The following is an 18,582-nucleotide window of genomic DNA, read 5'->3' as shown; positions in this document are numbered from 1 at the left end:
TCCCCGGGTGAGGGCGACCGAGAGCGCCCTCACCCACGGGGCAACAGGGTGACAGCCCCTGCCGGACCTCCACCCGGCAGGGGCTGTCGCGCGTCCGGGGCCGGGTACCACCGGAGACGGGCGGGGGCCGCGCGTCGCGGGGCCGGGGCTCGGTGGGCGCCTCCGGTCACAGGGATCGCACGAAGTCCGTGAGGTCGGCCGCCACCCGGGCCGGTTCCTCCAGGTAGAAGCAGTGCCCGGCGTCCGGGTAGACCACCAGCTCCGCCCGGGGCAGTTCCGCCACCCGGGCCCGCTGGTCCGCCAACGACAGCACCGGGTCGCGGTCCCCGCAGAGCGCCAGGACCGGCGCGGTGATCTTCGCCAGGTCGTCGGCCGAGGAGTCGGCGACCAGACCCTCCAGGAGGGCGCGCCACACCCGGGCCGGGACCTTGAGGTTCTCCTCGACGAGGACGTCCAGGACGCCGTCGGGCAACGGCCGGAGCAGGAGGTCCGTCCACATGCGACGGACGTATCCCGGCTCGATCGGGTCGACGAGCAGGCCCGCGCCGAACTCCTCCACCTTCGGGTTGCCCCGCAGGGTCACCGGGGCGCCCAGGAGCACCAGGCCCCGGACCCGGCCCGGCCGGTCGGCGGCGAACCGCTGGCCGACCAGCCCGCCGCTCGACGCGCCCACGAGGACCGCGTCGTCCCGGCCGAGCACGTCGAGGAACATCGCCACGTCGGCGGCCAGGTCGGGCGTGCCGTAGCCGTCCCGGGGGCGGGTCGCGTCGCCGCAGCCGCGCGGGGTCAGGGCCACCGCGTGGACGTCCGGCGGCAGGTGGGCCAGCAGGGGCTCGAACACCCGGTGCGAGTCGCCGACCCCCGGGAGGAGGACGACGGGTACGGCGGTCGGGTCGCCCTGCTCGGAGTAGGGCAGGGTCAAGCGGGCGGGCAGGTCGGCGCGCACGCCTTGATTGTCCCGCGCCGGGGACGCCCGGGAGGCGCGAACGTGCAGGTCAGCCACCGAATTTTCGAACACTCCCGTGACATGGGCCGTGGGAAAATGGAGGCGTTCATCGTCGACCCGAGGGGGTGGATCATGGGACAGGCACGAGAGGTGATGGACCGGCTCACCGAGATCAGCACCACGACCCGGGACCTGAAGGCCGTGGCCGAGCTGTACGCGGAGGACGCGGTCGCTTTCACGCCGGACCTGGGCGAGATCCGGGGGCGGGACAACATCGTCGAGTGGTGGCGCACCATGTACGACGCGATCCCGGACAGCAGGTACGACACGCTGGCCAAGTACGAACAGGGGGACACCGCGATCGACGAGGGCTTCTTCCACGGGAAGAACTCCGGACCGATCGAGCTGCCCTCCGGGGAGAAGCTGCCCGCCACGGGGAGGTCGATCCGGATCCGGGGAGTGGACCTGGCCACCGTCGAGGACGGCCGGATCACCAGCTACCGGCTGTACTACGACCAGGTGGACTTCCTCACCCAGCTGGGGCTCATGCCGGAGACACCCGGCTGAAGCCCTCCGTCTCCGGGGACCGCCCCACTCGTAGCCGTCGGATGATCTTCTATCGGCGGCTCAGGGGGACCACCACGACGGCCTCCATCCCGGAGTCGACGCGGTTGCGGAGTTCGATCGTGCCGCGCAGCTCACCCGTGGCCAGGGTCCGGACGATCTGCAGGCCCAGGCGCTTGGACGCGTCCAGGTCGAAGTCGGCCGGCAGTCCCTGGCCCGAGTCGGACACCGTCACGTGCAGCTGCCGGCGCCAGCGGTGCGCGGAGATGACGACCTCGCCCTGCTCGGCCGGGCCGTAGGCGTGCTCGACCGCGTTCTGCAACAGCTCGTTGAGGACCATGACCAGCGGGGTGGCGATCTCGGCGGACAGCACCCCGAACGTGCCCTCCCGGCGGATCGTCACCCGGCTCTCGGCCACCGACAGCTCGGCGGCCATCGACGCCACCCGGTCCACGATCGTGTCGAACTCGACCGTCTCGTCCGAGGCCATCGACAGGGTCTCGTGCACCAGCGCGATCGACGCGACCCGGCGCACCGACTCCTCCAGCGCCGACTTGGCCTGCGGCGAGTCCACCCGGCGGGCCTGGAGCCGCAGCAGCGCCGCCACGGTCTGGAGGTTGTTCTTCACCCGGTGGTGGATCTCGCGGATCGTCGCGTCCTTGGTGACCAGCGCGCGGTCCCGGCGGCGCACCTCCGTGATGTCCCGGCACAGCACCACCGCCCCGATCGGGTGCCCGCCCGGCAGCAGCGGCAGGGCCCGGAGCAGCAGCGTCGCGCCCCGGCCGTCGATCTCCTTGCGGGCCGGCGACTCCCCGCGCAGCGCCGCGAAGATCCGCTCGACGGCCTCGCCGCCCTCCAGCGGGTCGTCCGCGAGCCGGCCGGTCAGGGCCGCCAGGTCCTCACCCGTGAGATGACTGGGAAAACCCATCCGCCGGTACGCCGACTGCGCGTTCGGGCTCGCGTAGACCACCTTGCCGTCCGCGTCGAGCCGGATCAGGCCGTCGCCGACCCGGGGCGCGCTCGTCGTCTCCCCCGGCCGGTGCGGCGGCGGGAACGTGCCGTCCGCGACCATCTGGGTCAGGTCGTCGGCGGTCGTGAGGTAGTTGAGTTCCAGCTGGCTGGGGGTGCGGGCCGTCGACAGGTTCGTGTCCCGGCCGAGCAGGGCGATCACCCGGGGGCTGTCGGGCGTGCGCACCGGGATGGCCTCGCGCCGGGCCGGGGTGTCCCCGTACCAGACCGGGTCGCCCTCCCGCCAGATCCGGGCCTCGTCGAGCGCGACGGCGAGGTGCGCGACGTCCGGGCCGCCGAGGACGTGGCCGACCTGGTCGTCGAGGTAGGCCGTGGGGGCGGTCGTCGGGCGCACCTGGGCGACACACCGGAACTCGCCGTTCTCCACCGGCACCCACATCAGCAGGTCGGCGAAGGACAGGTCCGAGAGGAGCTGCCAGTCGCCGGCGAGGCGGTGCAGGTGGTCGATGTCGGTCTGTTCGAGGTCGGTGTGCTCCTCGACGAGGTCTCTCAGGGTGGACACGGTCCTACCCTACGGGGCCCGGACGGGGCGGAGGCCGGTCAGTGACCAGGGTCAACGGCCCGGGGCCCGGTGCGGTCAGCGGCCCTCGACGCCCCGGTGGTCCCGCAGGGCCGCCTGGTTCGCGGCGAGCGAACCCGAGTTCCAGCCCTCCCGGCTCGGCACCGCCACCGGCACGCTCTCCACCTCGGGGAACAGCTTGTCGGCCGCCGCCCGGACCTCCACCTCCCGCGACGCGAGCACGGGCAGCAGATCCTCCGGGGTCGCCTCCCCCGTGGTCCGGGCCAGGCGCGCGCCGATCCGGTCGGCGTAGGCGATCAGGAAGGACTCGCGGAACGCGGGGGTGTCGGGGCGGCCGTACCGGGCCCGGGTGCGCGCCTCGCGGATCATCGCCTTCGTGGCCTGGACGATGACGGACCCGTAGAGCACCTCGACGGCGTCCAGGTCGGCGGCGAACCCGAAGACCGTGGCGTAGGCCCCCTCCCGGGACCAGACGGCCCGGCACCGGTTCGCGCCGGCCACCGCGTCGAGGAGCATGGCCTTGGCGGTGTCGTGCGGCGGCGGGACGGGGATCCGGCGGTGCACGGGGCCGGTGTCCGCGCCCGGGCCGAGGTCGTCGATGCCGTGCTTGGCCATCAGCTCCTGGGCCTTGGCCGTGAGGGCGTCGGCCTCCTCGGGGAAGGTCGTGGACTCGGCCTTGCGGAGCAGGGCCCGCACCCGGTCGAGCATCCGCTGGTCAGCCACGGGTCGAGCCTAACCCCGCGCCGACGGCCCGGTGCCGCGCACTCCCCTGCCGGGGCGGGTGGCCGGGCGCGGCCCACGGCGGCCGGCCGGGAACGGGAGCGACGCGGCGGCCCCGGGGAGCCACCGCGTCGCGTCGGGCGGGCTACAGGTCGACGATGTCGCGCCCCAGCGGCGTCAACGACACCGGGATCAGCTTGAAGTGGGCGATCCCGAACGGGATGCCGATGATCGTGACGCACAGCCCGATCGCGGCGACCAGGTGCCCGAGCGCCAGCCACCAGCCGGCGACCACGAACCAGAGGATGTTGCCGAGGGAGGACATCGCCCCGTGCCCGGGGGCCCGGACGATGGTGCGGCCGAAGGGCCACAGCGCGTAGTTCGCCATCCGGAACGCCGCGATGCCGAACGGGGCGGTGACGACGAGGAGGAAGCAGATCGCGCCGGCGATCGCGTAACCGAGGGCCAGGAAGAATCCGCCGAAGACCAGCCACAACACGTTCAGTATGAATCGCACCTCTCCAGCGTGCCCGGCCCTGGCACGTCTGCCATCAGGGATCACCCTGACGCGGCCCCCATACTGGGGAACGGGGTCCCGGAAGGCGGGTGGCGCGGTGCGGATCGGAGCGGAACACAACGGTGGCTCGGTGGCGGTGTCACCGGGGCAGACCCTGGAGCTGGTGCTCCCCGAGCGCGGCGGCACGGGCTACCGCTGGGAGCTGGAGCCGCTGCCGGCCGGGGTGAGCCTGGTCGCCGACCGGGTCGAGTCGGGCGTGCTGCCGGGGTCGCAGGGGCAGCGGGTGTTCACGTTGTGCGCCTCACTCACGGAGGACACCCATGTCCGGGCGCGGCTGCGCCGCAGCTGGGAGCCCGCGGAGCTGACGGCCGACCGGTTCAGCATCAGGTTGGTGCGGTAGATCGACACCATGGGAGGGCTACGAGTGGGGCGGTCACCGGCCACGGAGGCACTCGACCGCATGTCGGGCCCCGCGTGCCCGGGTGGATGTCCTGGTCGGGTCAGAGCGCCCGGGCGGTGTAGCGGCCCTGGCGGAGTTCGACGGTCAGCGGCAGGCCGAACGTCGCGCTCAGCGTCACGCTGTTGATCACGTCGCCGATCAGCCCCTGGGCGACGACCCCGCCGTCCCGGAGCAGCATCGCGTGGGTGAACCCGGGCGGGATCTCCTCGACGTGGTGGGTGACCAGCACCATCGCCGGGGCCTCCGGGTCGAAGGCGAGTTCGGCGAGGCGGCGGACCAGGTCCTCGCGGCCGCCCAGGTCCAGCCCGGCCGCCGGCTCGTCGAGGAGCAGCAGTTCGGGGTCGACCATCAGGGCGCGGGCGATCTGGACGCGCTTGCGCTCGCCCTCCGACAGGGTGCCGTACTCCCGGTCGGCGAGGTGCGCGACGCCCAGCTGGTCGAGGAGCACCCGGGCCCGGATGTCGTCCATGGCCTCGTAGTCCTCGCGGAACCGGCCGACGACGTCCCAGGCGGCGGTGACGACGACGTTGTGCACGGACTCGTGCACGGGGATCCGGTCGGCGAGCGCCGCACTGGTCAGGCCGACCCTGGTCCGCAGTTCGGCCAGGTCGACCGCGCCGAGCTTCTCGCCGAGGACGTGCGCGGAGCCGGAGCTGGGGTGCAGCCGGCCGCCGGCCAGCCGGAGCAGCGTGGTCTTGCCGGCGCCGTTGGGGCCGAGGACCACCCAGCGTTCGTCCAGCTCCACCTGCCAGTCGATGTCGGTGACGAGACGGGTGTCGCCACGGGTGACCGTGACGGCGGCGAGGTCAACAACGGTGTCGGCATGTGGCACGTGACCATCCAACCACGAGTGCCCACAGCGGGCACCGCGACGTACTGTGGTGCGGCACACGTTCCGCCGCGCCCGCCCCGGCTGAGGGGACGGCCGGTCGGCCCCCCGGCGGTGCAGGAGGGAAGCCAATGACGGCGGTCATCGAGATCGAGGGACTGAGAAAGACGTACAAGGGCGTGTTCGGGGGTGAGCACCGGGCACTCGACGGGCTGGACCTGAGCGTCGCCGCCGGGCAGGTGCACGGCTTCCTCGGCCCGAACGGCTCGGGCAAGACGACGACCCTGCGGACCCTGCTGGGCCTGATCCGGGCCGACGCCGGCCGGATGGTGCTGCTGGGCCGGGAGGTGCCGGCGGCGCTGCCCGAGGTGATGGACTCGATCGGCGCGATCGTGGAGAGTCCGCAGTTCTTCGGCAACTTCTCCGGGCGCAAGACGCTGACCCTGCTGGCCCAGGCGGGCGGCGTGCCGCTGTCCCGGGTGGATGAGGTGCTCGCGACCGTCGGCCTGACCGACCGGGCCCGGGACCGGGTCAAGGGCTACTCGCTCGGGATGCGCCAGCGGCTCGCGGTCGCGTCCGCGCTGCTCAAGAAGCCACGGCTGCTGATCCTCGACGAGCCGGCCAACGGGCTCGACCCGGCGGGCATCCGGGAGATGCGGGACCTGATGCGCGAGCTGGCCTCCGACGGGGTGACCGTGGTGCTGTCCAGCCACATCCTCGGCGAGGTGCAGCAGATCTGCGACTCGGTGACGATCGTGGCCAAGGGCAGGGCCATCGTGTCCGGGCCGGTGGAGCACGTGCTGGCCAGCCAGGACCGCGGGGAGTACCGGGTGCGGGTGGACCAGCCGCTGCTCGCCGCCGAGATCCTGACGGAGGCGGGGGCCCAGGTCGACGTACACGATGACGGGTTCGTGGTCCGTGATCTGGTCGACCCCTCGTGGATCACCCGCACGCTCGCGGCCCGGGAGCTGTACGTGGCGGAGCTCGTGCCGCTGCGCCCCGACCTGGAGAGCGTGTTCCTGACCCTGACCGACAGCGTGGACCAGCAGGTGGGCATCCGATGAATCTCCTGAGGGCGGAGTGGAACCGGCTGGCCAGTCGCCGGTTCACGAAGATGACCCTGCTGGTGCTGGTGGGCGGCCTGCTGGTCATCGCGGCCGGGTTGTTCGTCGGCAACCAGAAGATCTCGGAGGCGGACTGGGCAGCGGCCCGGGTCAAGGCCACCGCGACGACGACCGAGATGCGGGACAGCTGCCAGCGGGGCACCCCGGACTCGAACGGCCCGGGCCGGAACTGCGACATGATCGAGCCGGCGAACCCGGAGTGGTTCCTGCCGTCGACGTTCGCGTTCCGGGAGAACGCCGAGCCGCTGGTCGCCGTGTTCGGCGGGCTGATGTGCCTGTTCGCGTTCCTGGTCGGCTCCTCGTTCATCGGGGCGGAGTGGTCCAGCGGCGGCGTGGCGAACCTGCTGCTCTGGCGGCCGAAGCGCGCCCCGACCCTGCTGGGCAAGTACGTCGCCCTGCTCACCGGTCTGACGGCCGTCTTCCTGGCGCTCGGCGCGGTGTGGGCCGGCATCCTGTGGCTGACCGCCCGGTTCCGGGGCAACGTCGACGGGGTCACGTCGGGCTACGCCGCCTCGCTGGGCCTCACCGGGCTGCGGATGCTCGCCCTGACCCTGGTGATCGGCACGGTCGCGTTCGCGGTGGCCTCGATCGGGCGGCGGACGGCGGCGGCCCTGGGCGCGGCGATCGGGGTGATCCTGGTCGGCGAGGTCGGGGTGCGGATCCTGTTCGCCGGGCTGTTCGAGGTGCCGCAGTACGAGCGGTTCGTGCCGTCGAGCTACGCGGGCGCGTGGGTGCTCAAGAAGCTGGAGTTCGCCGACTACACGAAGTGCTCCGGGACGGCGGACTGCATGCCGCAGGGCTGGACCCTGACGATGACCGACTCGGCGGTCGTGTTCGGGGTGGCGGTGGTGCTGGCGCTCGGGGTGGCGTTCTGGTCGTTCACCCGGCGGGACGTGACCTGAGCAAGGGTCGACGGTCCCGGTCCGACGGCCGGAGGCACCCGGCCAGGCCCCGGCGCCCCACCCGGGACTCCGGCCCCACCCGGGACACCCGGGCAGCGTGAAGGGGGCCCGTCCGACCAGGACGGGCCCCCTTTCAGCGCGTCCCTAGGACTCGAAGATCTCCTCGCGGGCCGCGTCCACGGCCGTGAGCAGCGCCCCGTTCAGCACCGGGTCGGTGTCGACCTCGGCCAGCACCACCTTCGGGTGGATGATCGGCGCGATCGCGTGCACCTCGCGCTCGACCCGTTCGGCCAGGTCCCGGCCGCCCTCCAGGGAGACGGAGCCGGCGAGGACCACGAGGCTGGGGTCGAGGACCACGCACGCGCCCGCGACACCGAGGGCGAGCCGGCGGGCCATCTCGTCGGAGTCGGTGACCGCCGCGACGGCCTCGGCGCCCATCACCTTCTGGAACGAGCCCTGCTCGCGGTTCGAGAGGCCCTGCGGGAGCGGACCGCCGGGGACGGGCAGGTAGCCGATCTCGCCGGCCGCGCCGGTGACGCCACGGTGCAGCCGACCGTTGATCATCGACGCCATGCCGACGCCGCGGTCCACCCAGATCAGGACGAAGTCATCCACACCGACCGCCGCGCCCTGCCGGGACTCCGCGACGGCGGCGAGGTTCACGTCGTTCTCGAACACGACGGGGACGCCGAGGTCCTCCCGGAGCGCGCCGAGCAGGCCCTGGTGCCAGTGCGGCAGGTCCCAGGCGAACGACAGGTCGCCGGTGGCGGGGTCGACGAGGCCGGGGGTACCGAGCACGACCCGCTTGAGGCGGGACAGCGGCGCGGAGCCGAGGGCCTTGGTCACCGCCGCGTGCACGACGCCGACCGGGTCGTCGGAGTCGTGGGTCGACATGGTGACCTGACCGACGACCTTGCCGGTGATGTCGGCGGCGGCGGCCTGCACCCGGGTGGGGCCGACATCGACGCCCACCACGTACGCCGCGTCGGCGACCAGGGCGTAGAGCAGCGCGTTCGGCCCCCGGCCGCCGGCCTGGGAACCGACGTGGGTCACCAGTCCCCGCTGTTCGAGACGCTCCACGAGCTGGGACGCCGTGACCTTGGATAGACCTGTAAACTCTCCTAACTGAGCCCGGGTGAGGGGGCCGTGGGCAAGGAGCAGTTCGAGTGCGGCTCGATCGTTGAGCGCGCGCAGCAGCCGGGGCGTGCCGGGGCGGCGGCCTGGACTCATACTGATATCGTCCTCTAGTCTTTAGGAAAGTTTCCTATTAGATTTCCGCACCGTGAGAATATGGACAGCTTACGGTGAGCCAGCGAAAGGACACCCCAGGGCATGACCGACCCGACGCTCCGCCGGCTCGCCCTCAGCACCATGCTGCCCGCCTTCCCGGGAACGACCGCTCCCCCCTGGGCAATCAGACTGCTCAAAGAGGGCTTGGCTGGGTATACCCTCTTCGGCTATAACATCGTGGACCGTGCCCAACTCGCCACACTTGTCACGCAGCTCCGGGACGCCAACCCCGACGTGCTGCTGGCCCTGGACGAGGAGGGTGGCGACGTCACCCGGCTGTCGTACCACGAAGGCAGCCCCTATCCCGGCAACGCCGCACTCGGCGCGGCCGACGACCCGGAGCTGACCCGGGCGACGTACCGGGGCATCGGCCTCGAACTCGCCACCGTCGGGATCAACGTGAACTTCGCGCCCACAGTGGACGTCAACTCCGCCGACGAGAACCCGGTGATCGGGACCCGTTCGTTCGGCGCGGACCCGGCCCTGGTGTCCCGGCACACCGCCGCCGCGATCGACGGGCTGCAGTCCGCGGGGGTGGCCGGCTGCGCCAAGCACTTCCCCGGCCACGGGGCCACGGTCAGCGACTCGCACCTCGAACTGCCGACCATCACCGACTCCCTCGCGGTCATGCGCGGCCGGGACCTGCCGCCGTTCAAGGCAGCGATCGACGCCGGCGTCCGCATGATCATGACAGCGCACATCCGGGTACCGGAGCTGACCGGCGACTCCCCCGCCACCGCCAGCGGCCGGGTCCTCAACGACCTGCTGCGCGGCGAACTGGGCTTCACCGGCGCGGTCGTCACCGACGCGCTGGAGATGCGCGGCGCGAGCGGGGCGATCGGCCTGCCCGAGGCGGCCGTCCGCGCGCTGCTCGCCGGCGCCGACCTGCTCTGCCTGGGCTCCGACATCAACGAGGCGCTCTGCGAGTCCATCATCGACGGCATCGTGTTCGCGGCCCGGGGCGGCCGGCTGCCGGTCGCCCGACTGGAGGAGGCCGTGGCCCGGGGCGCCGCCTCGGTCGCCGACCTCAAGCCGGTGGCCGCCGAGAGCGCCGAGGCGGTCCGGGACGCGATCCGCACCGCCGCCCGGCGCGCCGTGCGGGTCGAGGGCTCGCTGCCGCCGCTCAAGGAGCCGCTGCTCGTGCAGTTGGGCTCGGAGTCCAACATCGCGGTCGGTACGGTGCCGTGGGGGCTGCCGCTGGACGGCGAGCTGGTCACGGTGTCGATCTCCCAGAACGGCGCGCCGTACCTGGGGCCGTCCGCCGCCGACCTGTCCGCCGTGGCCGGCGACCGGGACATCGTGGTCGTGGGCCGCGACACCCACCGCTGGCCCCAGGCCCGCGCGCTGATCGAGGCGCTCGCGGCCCGGCACCCGGCGGTCGTGGTGGTCGAGATGGGCTGGCCCTCGGCGTGGCGGCCGGCGGGCGTGTCCGCGTTCGTGACGACGCACGGCGCGAGCCGCGCGAACGGGCAGGCCGCGGCGGAGGTGCTGGGTGCCCCGCGGGACGCGGCGAGCCCGGGGACCGGTACCGCAGAATTGGTCTAGACCATTTACCCGACCGAACTTCACCCGGCGGACACCTCGGGGACGCCTGGATGCCACCCCGCCCGAGCAGCCTGACGATCGACAAGATCGTGAGGAGTTGCGAGTGCGGATCGTCATCGTCGGCGGCGGCGTCCTGGGCACCATGCACGCGTGGTGGGCCATCGAGCGCGGCCATCAGGTCGTACACCTGGAACGGGAGGCGGAGGCGCGCGGCGCGTCCGTCCGGAACTTCGGCCTGGTCTGGGTCAGCGGCCGGTTGGACGGCCCCGACGTCGAGACGGCGTTGCGGGCCCGCGAACTGTGGGAACGGATCGGGGCGGCCGTGCCCGGCGTGGGCTTCCGGCCGGCCGGTTCGCTCACCGTCTGCCGGACCGAGGCCGAGGTCGAGGTCGCCGAGGCCGCCCTCCGGGAACCCACCGCGGGAGTACGGGGCCTGCGCCTCCTCAGCCGCGCCGACGCCCGGGCGCTGAACCCGGCGCTCGGCGGCGAGTACCTGGCGGCGCTGCACTGCGAGCGGGACGCGGCCGTGGAGTCCCGGGTGGCCCTGCCGGCCCTGCGCGCGCACCTGGCCCTCAGCGGCCGGTACACCTGGCTGCCCGGCCGGGAGGTCCGCGACGTCGCCACCGGCAGCGTCCGCGACGACCACGGGGACACCCACGGGGCCGACCAGGTGGTCCTGGCGACCGGCGCGTGGCTCGGCGGGCTGGTCCGCGAGCTGGCCCCGGAGCTGCCCATCCGCAAGGTGCGGCTCCAGATGGCGCAGACCGCCCCGCTGGACACGGCGCTGACCACGGCCGTCGCGGACGGCGACAGTTTCCGGTACTACCCCTTCTTCCGCTCCGAGGGCCTCACCGAACCGCAGGCGCCCGTCGCGGCGGAGCACAGGATGCAGCTCCTGATGGTCCAGCGGCTCGACGGCGGGCTGACCATCGGGGACACCCACGAGTACGAGCACCCGTTCGGCTTCGACGTGGTGGAGCCGCCGTACGACCATCTCACCGAGGTGGCCTCGGCGCTCCTGGGCCGTCCCCTGCCGCGGATCACGCGCCGCTGGGCCGGCGTGTACGCGCAGTGCCTGGACCCGAAGGCCGTCCTGCACCGGTCGCAGCCCCTGCCCGGGGTGTGGCTGGTGACCGGCCCCGGCGGCCGGGGCATGACTGGATCACCCGCGATGGCGGAACAGACAGCGGAAGAGGCGGGGTGGTGACCATGACCGACGTGGTGGCGGCGGGGCCGGAGGGTCTCGCGGCGGGGCGGACGGGGACGCGTTCGGGCGCGGGGACGGGGTGGCGGCGATGATCGATCTCGTGGTGCTGGACATGGCCGGGACGACGATCGCCGACGACGGGCTCGTGATCGAGGCGTTCCAGGCGGCGCTCCCCGCGCACACCGAGGACCAGCTCGACTACGTGCGGCGCACGATGGGCGAGTCCAAGATCTCGGTGTTCCGGGCCCTGCTCGGCGAGGAGGCGGCCGCCCAGGGCGCGAACCTGGCGTTCGAGGAGGCGTACGGCTCCCTGGTCCGGGCCGGGCGGGCCGCCCCGATCGCGGGGGCCGCCAACACGATCGCCGAGCTGCGGGAGGCCGGGATCAAGGTCGCGCTGACCACCGGGTTCGCCCGGACCACCGCCGACGCGCTCCTGGCGGCGCTCGGCTGGCAGGACATCGCGGACCTGACGCTGACGCCGGCCGAGGCGGGGCGCGGGCGGCCGTATCCGGATCTGGTCCTGACGGCGCTCCTGCACCTCCAGGTGGACGACGTGCGGGCGGTGGCCGTGGTCGGGGACACGTCCTCGGACGTGCTGACGGGGCTGCGGGCCGGGGCGTCGGTCGTGGGCGGGGTGCTGACGGGGGCGCACGACGCGGACACGCTGCGGACCGCGGGCGCGACGCACATCCTGAACTCGGTCCGGGAGCTGCCGGACCTGCTGCTCTAGGCGCCGGCGCACGTCGGAGAGGCCCCGCACCGGGAGACCGGGCGGGGCCTCTCCGGCCTGGGCCGGGGCGGAGTTGTCCGGGCCGACTCCGCCGTGGAGCTGACGGGGACCCGGGACGGCGGGGACTGCCGGGCCCGGCTGGCAGGGGCCACCCGTCCGGAAATGCCGCCGCAGGCGGGTCACATCCCCGGCGTACCCGGAAAATGGGTTCAGCCGTGGCGTCCGGAGATCAGTTCCTGGACGTAGATCTTCGCCTTGATCACGGGCCTGCGGTAGCGCCGTTCCCGGCGCAGCGCCCGCGCCATCTGCCGCGAGTCCGGCGGATACCGCCAGTGCGCCCACGGCGAGGCCGGCCGGGCCACCCGGATCGCCCCGACGATCAGCAGCACGGGCAGGAAGATGCCGACCAGGCCCGTCCAGATCTTGCCCTTGAGCAGGGTCAGGACGGCCAGCAGCCCGTTGATCAGCAGGGTGAACACGACCACGGCCCGGGTGCCGTTGCGGCTGACCGCCCCGTCGTCGTTGTAGACCGTCACGTCCTCCAGGCCGAACGGCCGCACGCCGAGCAGCAGGAGCCCGGTGAGCGCGACGGCGACGAACACCGCGTCGACGGAGGTCCGGCCCTGCTCGCCCCAGTACACGTCCTTGAGGTGCAGGATCAGGGCGAACTCGTCCAGGACGAGCGCCGTGCCGATCCCGAACAGGGAGGCCGAGCAGGCCAGCCAGATCGTCTTCTCGTCGGAGATCGAGATGCCGGCGACCCCGCCCACGATCATGAACACGACCCCGAACACGACGTGGTGGATGTGCAGCCCACCGGGTTGGACGTTGCCGGGCCACCACTTCACCTGCGCCCGGATCATCCGCACCGACAGCCGGATGAACGAGAACGCCAGCACGAGGCACGCGAAGAAGCAGAACAGCGGCAGCCGTCCGGTCTCGATGATCCGATGGTCGAACCAGTCCCCCATCGCCCCATCCTCCGCCGCCGGCGCCCCGCCGTCCCGCATTATCCGGCCTTTGCGCCGCCGGGTGGGTGGCGCGCCGGTGACCGCTCCGCGTCCGGAGCGGCGGAAAGGGACGCCCCAGGACGGGACATCCCTTTCCGATCAAACCCAGTTGAGGGGTACGGCTGCCCGCGACGCGGGAGGGCCTTCCGTACCCCTCTGTATGGTCTACGCCGCCGAGGTCCGCACCAGGGTGCGGATCTGGCGCAGCAGCACCGACAGCGGGGCCAGGTCCGCGCGCGAGTCGTCGAACTCGCCGATCGCGTTGCGGGCCCGCACGATGGACGCCGCGTTGACCTGCTCCCACACGTCGACCCGCTCCTCGGCCGGCAGGTCGGAACCCGACGCCGAGAGGACCTCGGCGGTGAGCGCCGCCAGGGCCGCGTACAGGTCGTAGCGCAGAGCCATCCGGGCCAGGGTCTGCCAGGTGTCCGCCCGGGGCAGCTGCGAGATCTTCGTGAGCAGGGAGTCCACCCGGAACCGCTCGGAGAGGACGAAGTACACCCCCGCGACCTCGTCGAGCTGGGCCCCCGTGGCGGTGGCGACCTCCACGATGTCGATCACCCCGAAGCCGTAGATGAGCCGGGTGGCCCAGTCCGCCAGCTGCTCCGGGATGCCCTTCTCGGTGAGCATCGTGATGTGCGCCCGCAGCGCCGTCCGCTCCGCGCCCCGGAACAGGGTGTTCAGCTCGGGCAGGAGCTTGGCCACGCCGGGCCGGAGCCGGGCGATCTCGGCGGGCACGTCCAGCGGCACCCGGCGGTTCTGGACGATCCAGCGCACCGCCCGGTCCATCAGCCGGCGGGCCTCCAGCAGCACGAGGGTCTGGGTGTCGGTCGGGACCTCGTTGTCGAGGGCCTCCACCGAACGCCACAGGTCGCGCAGCCCGAACACCTCGCGGACCACCACGTACGCGCGCAGGACGTCGGCCGGTTCGGCCCCGGTCTCGGCCGCCGCGCGGAACACGAAGGAGATGCCGCCCCGGTTGACGACCTCGTTGACGAGGACCGTGGTGACGATCTCGCGGCGGAGGGCGTGGTTGTGCATGTCGGCCGCGTACCGCTCCCGCAGCGGGGTCGGGAAGTAGCCGGACAGCACCTCGGTGGTCCAGTCCTCGTCGGGCACGGCGGACGCCAGGATCTCGTCCTCCAGCACGATCTTGACGTAGGCCAGCAGCACCGCGAACTCCGGCGAGGTGAGCCCCAGGCCCGCCGCGTCGCGGGCGTCGAGCTCCTCCTCGGTGGGCAGCGCCTCGAGTTCCCGGTTGACCCGGCCGACGCGCTCCAGCTCCGCGATGAGCCGGCGGTGCACGGGCAGCAGCGAGTGCGACTGTGCCCGGGCGTTGCCGAGCGCGGTGGCCTGGCCGTAGTTGTCGGCCAGCACCAGCTCGGCGACCTCGTCGGTCATCTCGGCGAGCAGGACGTTGCGCTCGGCGAGGTCCAGCTCGGCGCGCTGCATGACCCCGTTGAGCAGGATCTTGATGTTGACCTCGTGGTCGGAGCAGTCCACGCCGGCCGAGTTGTCGATGGCGTCGGTGTTGATGTGCCCGCCCGCGAGGCTGTACTCGATCCGGCCGCGCTGGGTGCAGCCCAGGTTGCCGCCCTCGCCGACGACCTTGACCCGCAGGTCCCTGCCGTTGACCCGGATCGCGTCGTTGGCCTTGTCGCCGACGTCCGCGTGGCTCTCGTGCGAGGACTTGACGTACGTGCCGATGCCGCCGTTCCAGAACAGGTCGACGGGGGCCTTGAGGATGGCCTTCATCAGGTCCGGCGGGGACAGCTCGGTGACGCCCTCGTCCAGGCCCAGGGACGCCCGGACCTCAGGGGTCAGCGGGATCGACTTCAGGGTGCGCGGGAACACGCCCCCGCCGGCCGAGATCAGCGACCGGTCGTAGTCGTCCCAGCTGCTGCGCGGCACCTCGAACAGGCGCGCGCGCTCGGCGAACGAGGTGGCCGCGACCGGGTTCGGGTCGAGGAAGATGTGCCGGTGGTCGAACGCCGCCACGAGCCGGATGTGCTCCGACAGCAGCATGCCGTTGCCGAACACGTCGCCGGACATGTCGCCGACACCGACGACCGTGAACTCCTCGGTCTGGGTGTTCAGCCCCATCTCGCGGAAGTGCCGCTTGACCGACTCCCACGCGCCCTTGGCGGTGATGCCCATCTTCTTGTGGTCGTAGCCGGCCGAGCCGCCGGAGGCGAACGCGTCGCCCAGCCAGAAGCCGTACGCCTCGGAGATGCCGTTCGCCGTGTCCGAGAACGTCGCGGTGCCCTTGTCGGCGGCCACCACCAGGTACGGGTCGTCGCCGTCGTGCCGGACCACCTCGGCCGGCGGCACGATCTTGCCCGCGACCAGGTTGTCCGTGACGTCCAGCAGCGCCGAGATGAACAGCTTGTAGCAGTCCACGCCCTCGGCGAAGAACGCGTCCCGGTCGGTGGCCGGCGGCGCCTGCTTGAGGACGAAGCCGCCCTTCGAGCCGACCGGCACGATGACCGCGTTCTTCACCATCTGGGCCTTGACCAGGCCGAGGATCTCGGTCCGGAAGTCCTCGCGGCGGTCCGACCAGCGCAGACCGCCCCGGGCGACCGCGCCGAACCGCAGGTGGACGCCCTCGAACCGCGGCGAGTACACCCAGATCTCGTACTTCGGGCGGGGCTGGGGCAGGTCCGGGATCGCCTCCGGGTTGAGCTTGAAGGCGATGTAGGACTTCGGCCGGCCGCCCGCCGAGCGCTGGAAGAACGAGGTGCGCAGCGTCGCCTGGATCAGGGTGAGGAAGCTGCGCAGGATCCGGTCCTGGTCGAGGCTGCCGACCTGGTCCAGCTCCGCCTTCAGTGCCGTGACCAGCTCGTCGGCGTGCGTGGCGCGCGCCTCCTCGGTCAGGCCCAGCTGCGGGTCGAACCGGGTCTCGAACAGCGCCACCAGCAGCGTCGCGACGCCCGGGTAGGCGATGAACGTCTCCTCCATGTACTCCTGGGAGAAGACCGTGCCCGCCTGCCGCAGGTACTTCGCATAGGCACGCAGCACCACGACCTGCCGCCAGGACAGCCCGGCGCGCAGCACGAGCTGGTTGAGCCCGTCGACCTCCGCCTCGCCGTGCCAGGTGGCCGAGAAGGCGTTCTCCACGGTGGCCCGGATCTCGGGCGCCGGGGACGAGTCCTCGGGGGCCACGAGGCCGAAGTCGTAGAGGTAGACCGTGCCGTCGGAGCGGCGGATCTCGTACGGCCGCTCGTCGGTGACCTTGAAGCCGAGGGAGTGCAGCACGGGCAGCACCGCGGAGAGCACCATCGGCTCGCCGAACCGGAACACCTTGAACCGCAGGTCCGCGTCGTTCTTCCGCCGGCGGAACAGGTGCAGGGCCAACTCGCCCGGCTCGTCCACCAGCTCCAGCTTCGCGATGTCCTTCGCGGCCTCGGTCGGCGTGTGCTCGTCCTTGTAGGTCTGCGGGTACGCGTCGATGTACCGCGCGAACAGCCGCTTCTCCTGGTCCTCGCCGAGGTGCCGGTCGAGGACGAGCCGGAAGTCGTCGTCCCACAGCCGGGTCGCGTCCGACAGCTTCTCGCTGATCGCGTCGGTGTCGATCTCCCCGGGCGGGGCGGCCGGGTCGGTGCGCACGATGAAGTGCACCCGGGCCAGGGTCGACTCCGACACCCGGGTCGTGTAGTCCACCCCGATGCCGTTGAGCTCGGCGAGCAGGATCTCCTGCATCTTCAGCCGGTTGCCGGTCGTGAACCGGTCCCGGGGCAGGTAGACCATGCACGAGATGAACCGGCCGTAGGCGTCCTTGCGGACGAACAGCTTGAGCTGGCGGCGACCGGCCAGGCGCAGCACGCCCATCGCGGTGTGGAACAGCTCGTCGGTGGAGATCTGGAACAGCTCGTCGCGCGGGTAGGTCTCCAGGACCTCCATCAGGTCCTTGCCCGAGTGCGAACGCGGGGACAGGCCCGAGCGGTCCAGCACCTCGTCGACCTTGCGCCGGATCACCGGCAGGTCGCGCACCGAGTGCAGGTACGCGCCGGAGCCGAACAGGCCCAGGAACCGGCGTTCGCCGTTGACGACCCCGTTGTCGTCGAACGTCTTCACGCCGATGTAGTCCAGGTACGCGGTGCGGTGCACCGTCGCCCGGGAGTTGGCCTTCGTGATGATCAGGAGCCGCTGGTCGAGCGCCTTGGCGTACGCCTCCGGGGTCATGGAGGACAGCGCGCGCGGCGTGGTGGAGTCCTGGCGCAGGATGCCGAGGCCGGTGCCGAGCTTGGCCTGGAGGAACTCGCCGTCCACCAGCTCGTACTCCCGGTAGCCCAGCAGGGTGAAGTTGTCCTGCGCCAACCAGCGCAGCAGCTCCACGGTGTCGTTGATGTCCTTGTCGGGCACGGGCAGCTTGGCGCCGGACAGCTCGTCGGCCAGGCTCAGCGCCCGGTGCTGGAGCTTCGGCCAGTCCTCGTTGACCTCGCGCACGTCCGTGAGGACCCGCTGGATGGCGTTGCGCAGCGACGTGGCCTGGGCCTCGTCGCGCACCCGGTCCACCTCGATCCGCATCCAGCTCTCCACGAGCTGGCCCTCGCCCGCGTCGTCGGGGTCGACCGACGGGAACAGCGCCGTCAGGCGGCCGAGCGGCTCGCGGCTCACCACGACCTGCGGGTGCACGAGCAGGCGGATGCCCAGGCCCTCGCCCATCAGGGCGGCGGTCACGGAGTCCACCAGGAACGGCATGTCGTCGGTCACCACGGTGACGGTGGTGTGCCCGTCGCTGGTCGGCGTGCTGACGTCGAGCTTCAGCTCGCCCGGGAGCCGTTGGGCCGCCAGGGCCTGGTGCTCGAGGGTCGCGTGCAGCATGTCCTGCGGGCTCTCGTCGACGAGTTCCTCGTCGGGGACGAGGCGCCAGTACAGCTCCGCAAGTTCTTGATCTTTCTCACCCGCCAACGCGCACGCATCGGCGATCAAACGATCGCGGTTCGGTACCGGCTCTGCGAGCTCGGCCTCGTCATCGACACCGATCCCAGACAGACTCTCTATGGTGTCTGTCACGGTCGCCGGACGCCGTTCCATATGGGTCCACTCCCCTTCGCCCACCGCGCTGTGTGCTGGATCCCAGCCTATGCGCTGCCCGGTCCCGACTGAACGGCCAGTCGGGTTTGCTCCACCCGGATGCCGTGTGCTGGCCGGATAGCCGATGACACATCATGGCGTACCGGACATTC

Annotated in this window: 15 protein-coding genes; 7 read left to right on the top strand and 8 right to left on the bottom strand. The window is 72.2% G+C overall.

Annotated features, from left to right (window positions below):
• Positions 1-166 precede the first annotated feature (166 nt).
• A complete protein-coding gene (locus tag PT931_RS17360) occupies positions 167-946 on the bottom strand; it encodes an alpha/beta fold hydrolase (RefSeq protein WP_456246769.1) in 780 nt (259 codons plus the stop codon).
• A gap of 132 nt (positions 947-1,078) precedes the next feature.
• On the opposite strand from PT931_RS17360, the gene PT931_RS17355 reads away from it, so the two are divergent.
• A complete protein-coding gene (locus PT931_RS17355) occupies positions 1,079-1,513 on the top strand; it encodes an ester cyclase (RefSeq protein WP_456246768.1) in 435 nt (144 codons plus the stop codon).
• A gap of 49 nt (positions 1,514-1,562) precedes the next feature.
• On the opposite strand, the gene PT931_RS17350 is transcribed toward PT931_RS17355, so the two are convergent.
• The 3 genes from PT931_RS17350 to PT931_RS17340 all read right to left on the bottom strand — a co-directional run bounded on the left by PT931_RS17350 (position 1,563) and on the right by PT931_RS17340 (position 4,296).
• Positions 1,563-3,041 carry a sensor histidine kinase gene (locus tag PT931_RS17350; RefSeq protein ID WP_456246767.1) on the bottom strand — a complete coding sequence of 493 codons (1,479 nt, stop codon included), beginning with the start codon at positions 3,039-3,041 and terminating at the stop codon, positions 1,563-1,565.
• A gap of 75 nt (positions 3,042-3,116) precedes the next feature.
• Positions 3,117-3,782 (bottom strand): DUF2786 domain-containing protein, encoded by a 666-nt coding sequence (locus tag PT931_RS17345; protein WP_456246766.1) that lies wholly within the window; start codon positions 3,780-3,782, stop codon positions 3,117-3,119.
• Positions 3,783-3,924: 142 nt separating this feature from the next.
• On the bottom strand, positions 3,925-4,296 hold the full coding sequence (locus PT931_RS17340) for a YccF domain-containing protein (protein WP_363728266.1): 372 nt from the start codon (positions 4,294-4,296) through the stop codon (positions 3,925-3,927).
• A 97-nt stretch (positions 4,297-4,393) separates the two neighbouring features.
• On the opposite strand from PT931_RS17340, the gene PT931_RS17335 reads away from it, so the two are divergent.
• Complete coding sequence (locus PT931_RS17335) at positions 4,394-4,696, top strand: protease inhibitor I42 family protein (protein WP_456246765.1); 303 nt, start codon at positions 4,394-4,396, stop codon at positions 4,694-4,696.
• Positions 4,697-4,796: 100 nt separating this feature from the next.
• Here the strand turns inward: PT931_RS17335 and PT931_RS17330 are convergent, their stop codons facing one another.
• Positions 4,797-5,588, bottom strand: a complete 792-nt coding sequence (locus PT931_RS17330; protein WP_456246764.1) for an ABC transporter ATP-binding protein — start codon at positions 5,586-5,588, stop codon at positions 4,797-4,799.
• A 128-nt stretch (positions 5,589-5,716) separates the two neighbouring features.
• Here PT931_RS17330 and PT931_RS17325 point away from each other — a divergent pair, with 128 nt between their 5' ends.
• Complete coding sequence (locus PT931_RS17325; protein ID WP_456246763.1) at positions 5,717-6,649, top strand: ABC transporter ATP-binding protein; 933 nt, start codon at positions 5,717-5,719, stop codon at positions 6,647-6,649.
• The gene (locus PT931_RS17320) at positions 6,646-7,611 is read left to right on the top strand and encodes an ABC transporter permease subunit (protein WP_456246762.1); all 966 of its coding nucleotides are present in this window, start codon (positions 6,646-6,648) and stop codon (positions 7,609-7,611) included. Before PT931_RS17325 ends, PT931_RS17320 begins: the two co-directional genes overlap by 4 nt.
• A 144-nt stretch (positions 7,612-7,755) precedes the next feature.
• Here PT931_RS17320 and PT931_RS17315 read toward each other — a convergent pair whose 3' ends face one another.
• Complete coding sequence (locus PT931_RS17315; RefSeq protein ID WP_456246761.1) at positions 7,756-8,841, bottom strand: ROK family transcriptional regulator; 1,086 nt, start codon at positions 8,839-8,841, stop codon at positions 7,756-7,758.
• A 102-nt stretch (positions 8,842-8,943) separates the two neighbouring features.
• Between PT931_RS17315 and PT931_RS17310 the strand changes: the two genes are divergently transcribed.
• From PT931_RS17310 to PT931_RS17300, 3 genes are all read left to right on the top strand, one after another.
• The gene (locus PT931_RS17310) at positions 8,944-10,446 is read left to right on the top strand and encodes a glycoside hydrolase family 3 protein (protein WP_456246760.1); all 1,503 of its coding nucleotides are present in this window, start codon (positions 8,944-8,946) and stop codon (positions 10,444-10,446) included.
• Positions 10,447-10,549: 103 nt separating this feature from the next.
• Positions 10,550-11,653 (top strand): TIGR03364 family FAD-dependent oxidoreductase, encoded by a 1,104-nt coding sequence (locus PT931_RS17305; RefSeq protein WP_456246759.1) that lies wholly within the window; start codon positions 10,550-10,552, stop codon positions 11,651-11,653.
• Positions 11,654-11,741: 88 nt separating this feature from the next.
• Complete coding sequence (locus tag PT931_RS17300) at positions 11,742-12,383, top strand: phosphonatase-like hydrolase (protein WP_456246758.1); 642 nt, start codon at positions 11,742-11,744, stop codon at positions 12,381-12,383.
• 209 nt (positions 12,384-12,592) lie between these two features.
• Here the strand turns inward: PT931_RS17300 and PT931_RS17295 are convergent, their stop codons facing one another.
• Both PT931_RS17295 and PT931_RS17290 read right to left on the bottom strand, forming a co-directional pair.
• Positions 12,593-13,354 (bottom strand): hypothetical protein, encoded by a 762-nt coding sequence (locus tag PT931_RS17295; protein ID WP_456246757.1) that lies wholly within the window; start codon positions 13,352-13,354, stop codon positions 12,593-12,595.
• 204 nt (positions 13,355-13,558) lie between these two features.
• Positions 13,559-18,430, bottom strand: a complete 4,872-nt coding sequence (locus PT931_RS17290) for an NAD-glutamate dehydrogenase (protein WP_456246756.1) — start codon at positions 18,428-18,430, stop codon at positions 13,559-13,561.
• Positions 18,431-18,582 lie beyond the last annotated feature (152 nt).

Source organism: Longispora urticae, assembly GCF_053902585.1.
This window is presented reverse-complemented; position numbering and strand designations above follow the sequence as displayed.

Coding starts and splice junctions, on each gene's coding strand:
- PT931_RS17290 (WP_456246756.1), bottom strand. CDS start 18,430: ATGGAACGGCGTCCGGCGACCGTGACAGACACCATAGAGAGTCTGTCT.
- PT931_RS17325 (WP_456246763.1), top strand. CDS start 5,717: ATGACGGCGGTCATCGAGATCGAGGGACTGAGAAAGACGTACAAGGGC.
- PT931_RS17300 (WP_456246758.1), top strand. CDS start 11,742: ATGATCGATCTCGTGGTGCTGGACATGGCCGGGACGACGATCGCCGAC.
- PT931_RS17320 (WP_456246762.1), top strand. CDS start 6,646: ATGAATCTCCTGAGGGCGGAGTGGAACCGGCTGGCCAGTCGCCGGTTC.
- PT931_RS17315 (WP_456246761.1), bottom strand. CDS start 8,841: ATGAGTCCAGGCCGCCGCCCCGGCACGCCCCGGCTGCTGCGCGCGCTC.
- PT931_RS17310 (WP_456246760.1), top strand. CDS start 8,944: ATGACCGACCCGACGCTCCGCCGGCTCGCCCTCAGCACCATGCTGCCC.
- PT931_RS17295 (WP_456246757.1), bottom strand. CDS start 13,354: ATGGGGGACTGGTTCGACCATCGGATCATCGAGACCGGACGGCTGCCG.
- PT931_RS17355 (WP_456246768.1), top strand. CDS start 1,079: ATGGGACAGGCACGAGAGGTGATGGACCGGCTCACCGAGATCAGCACC.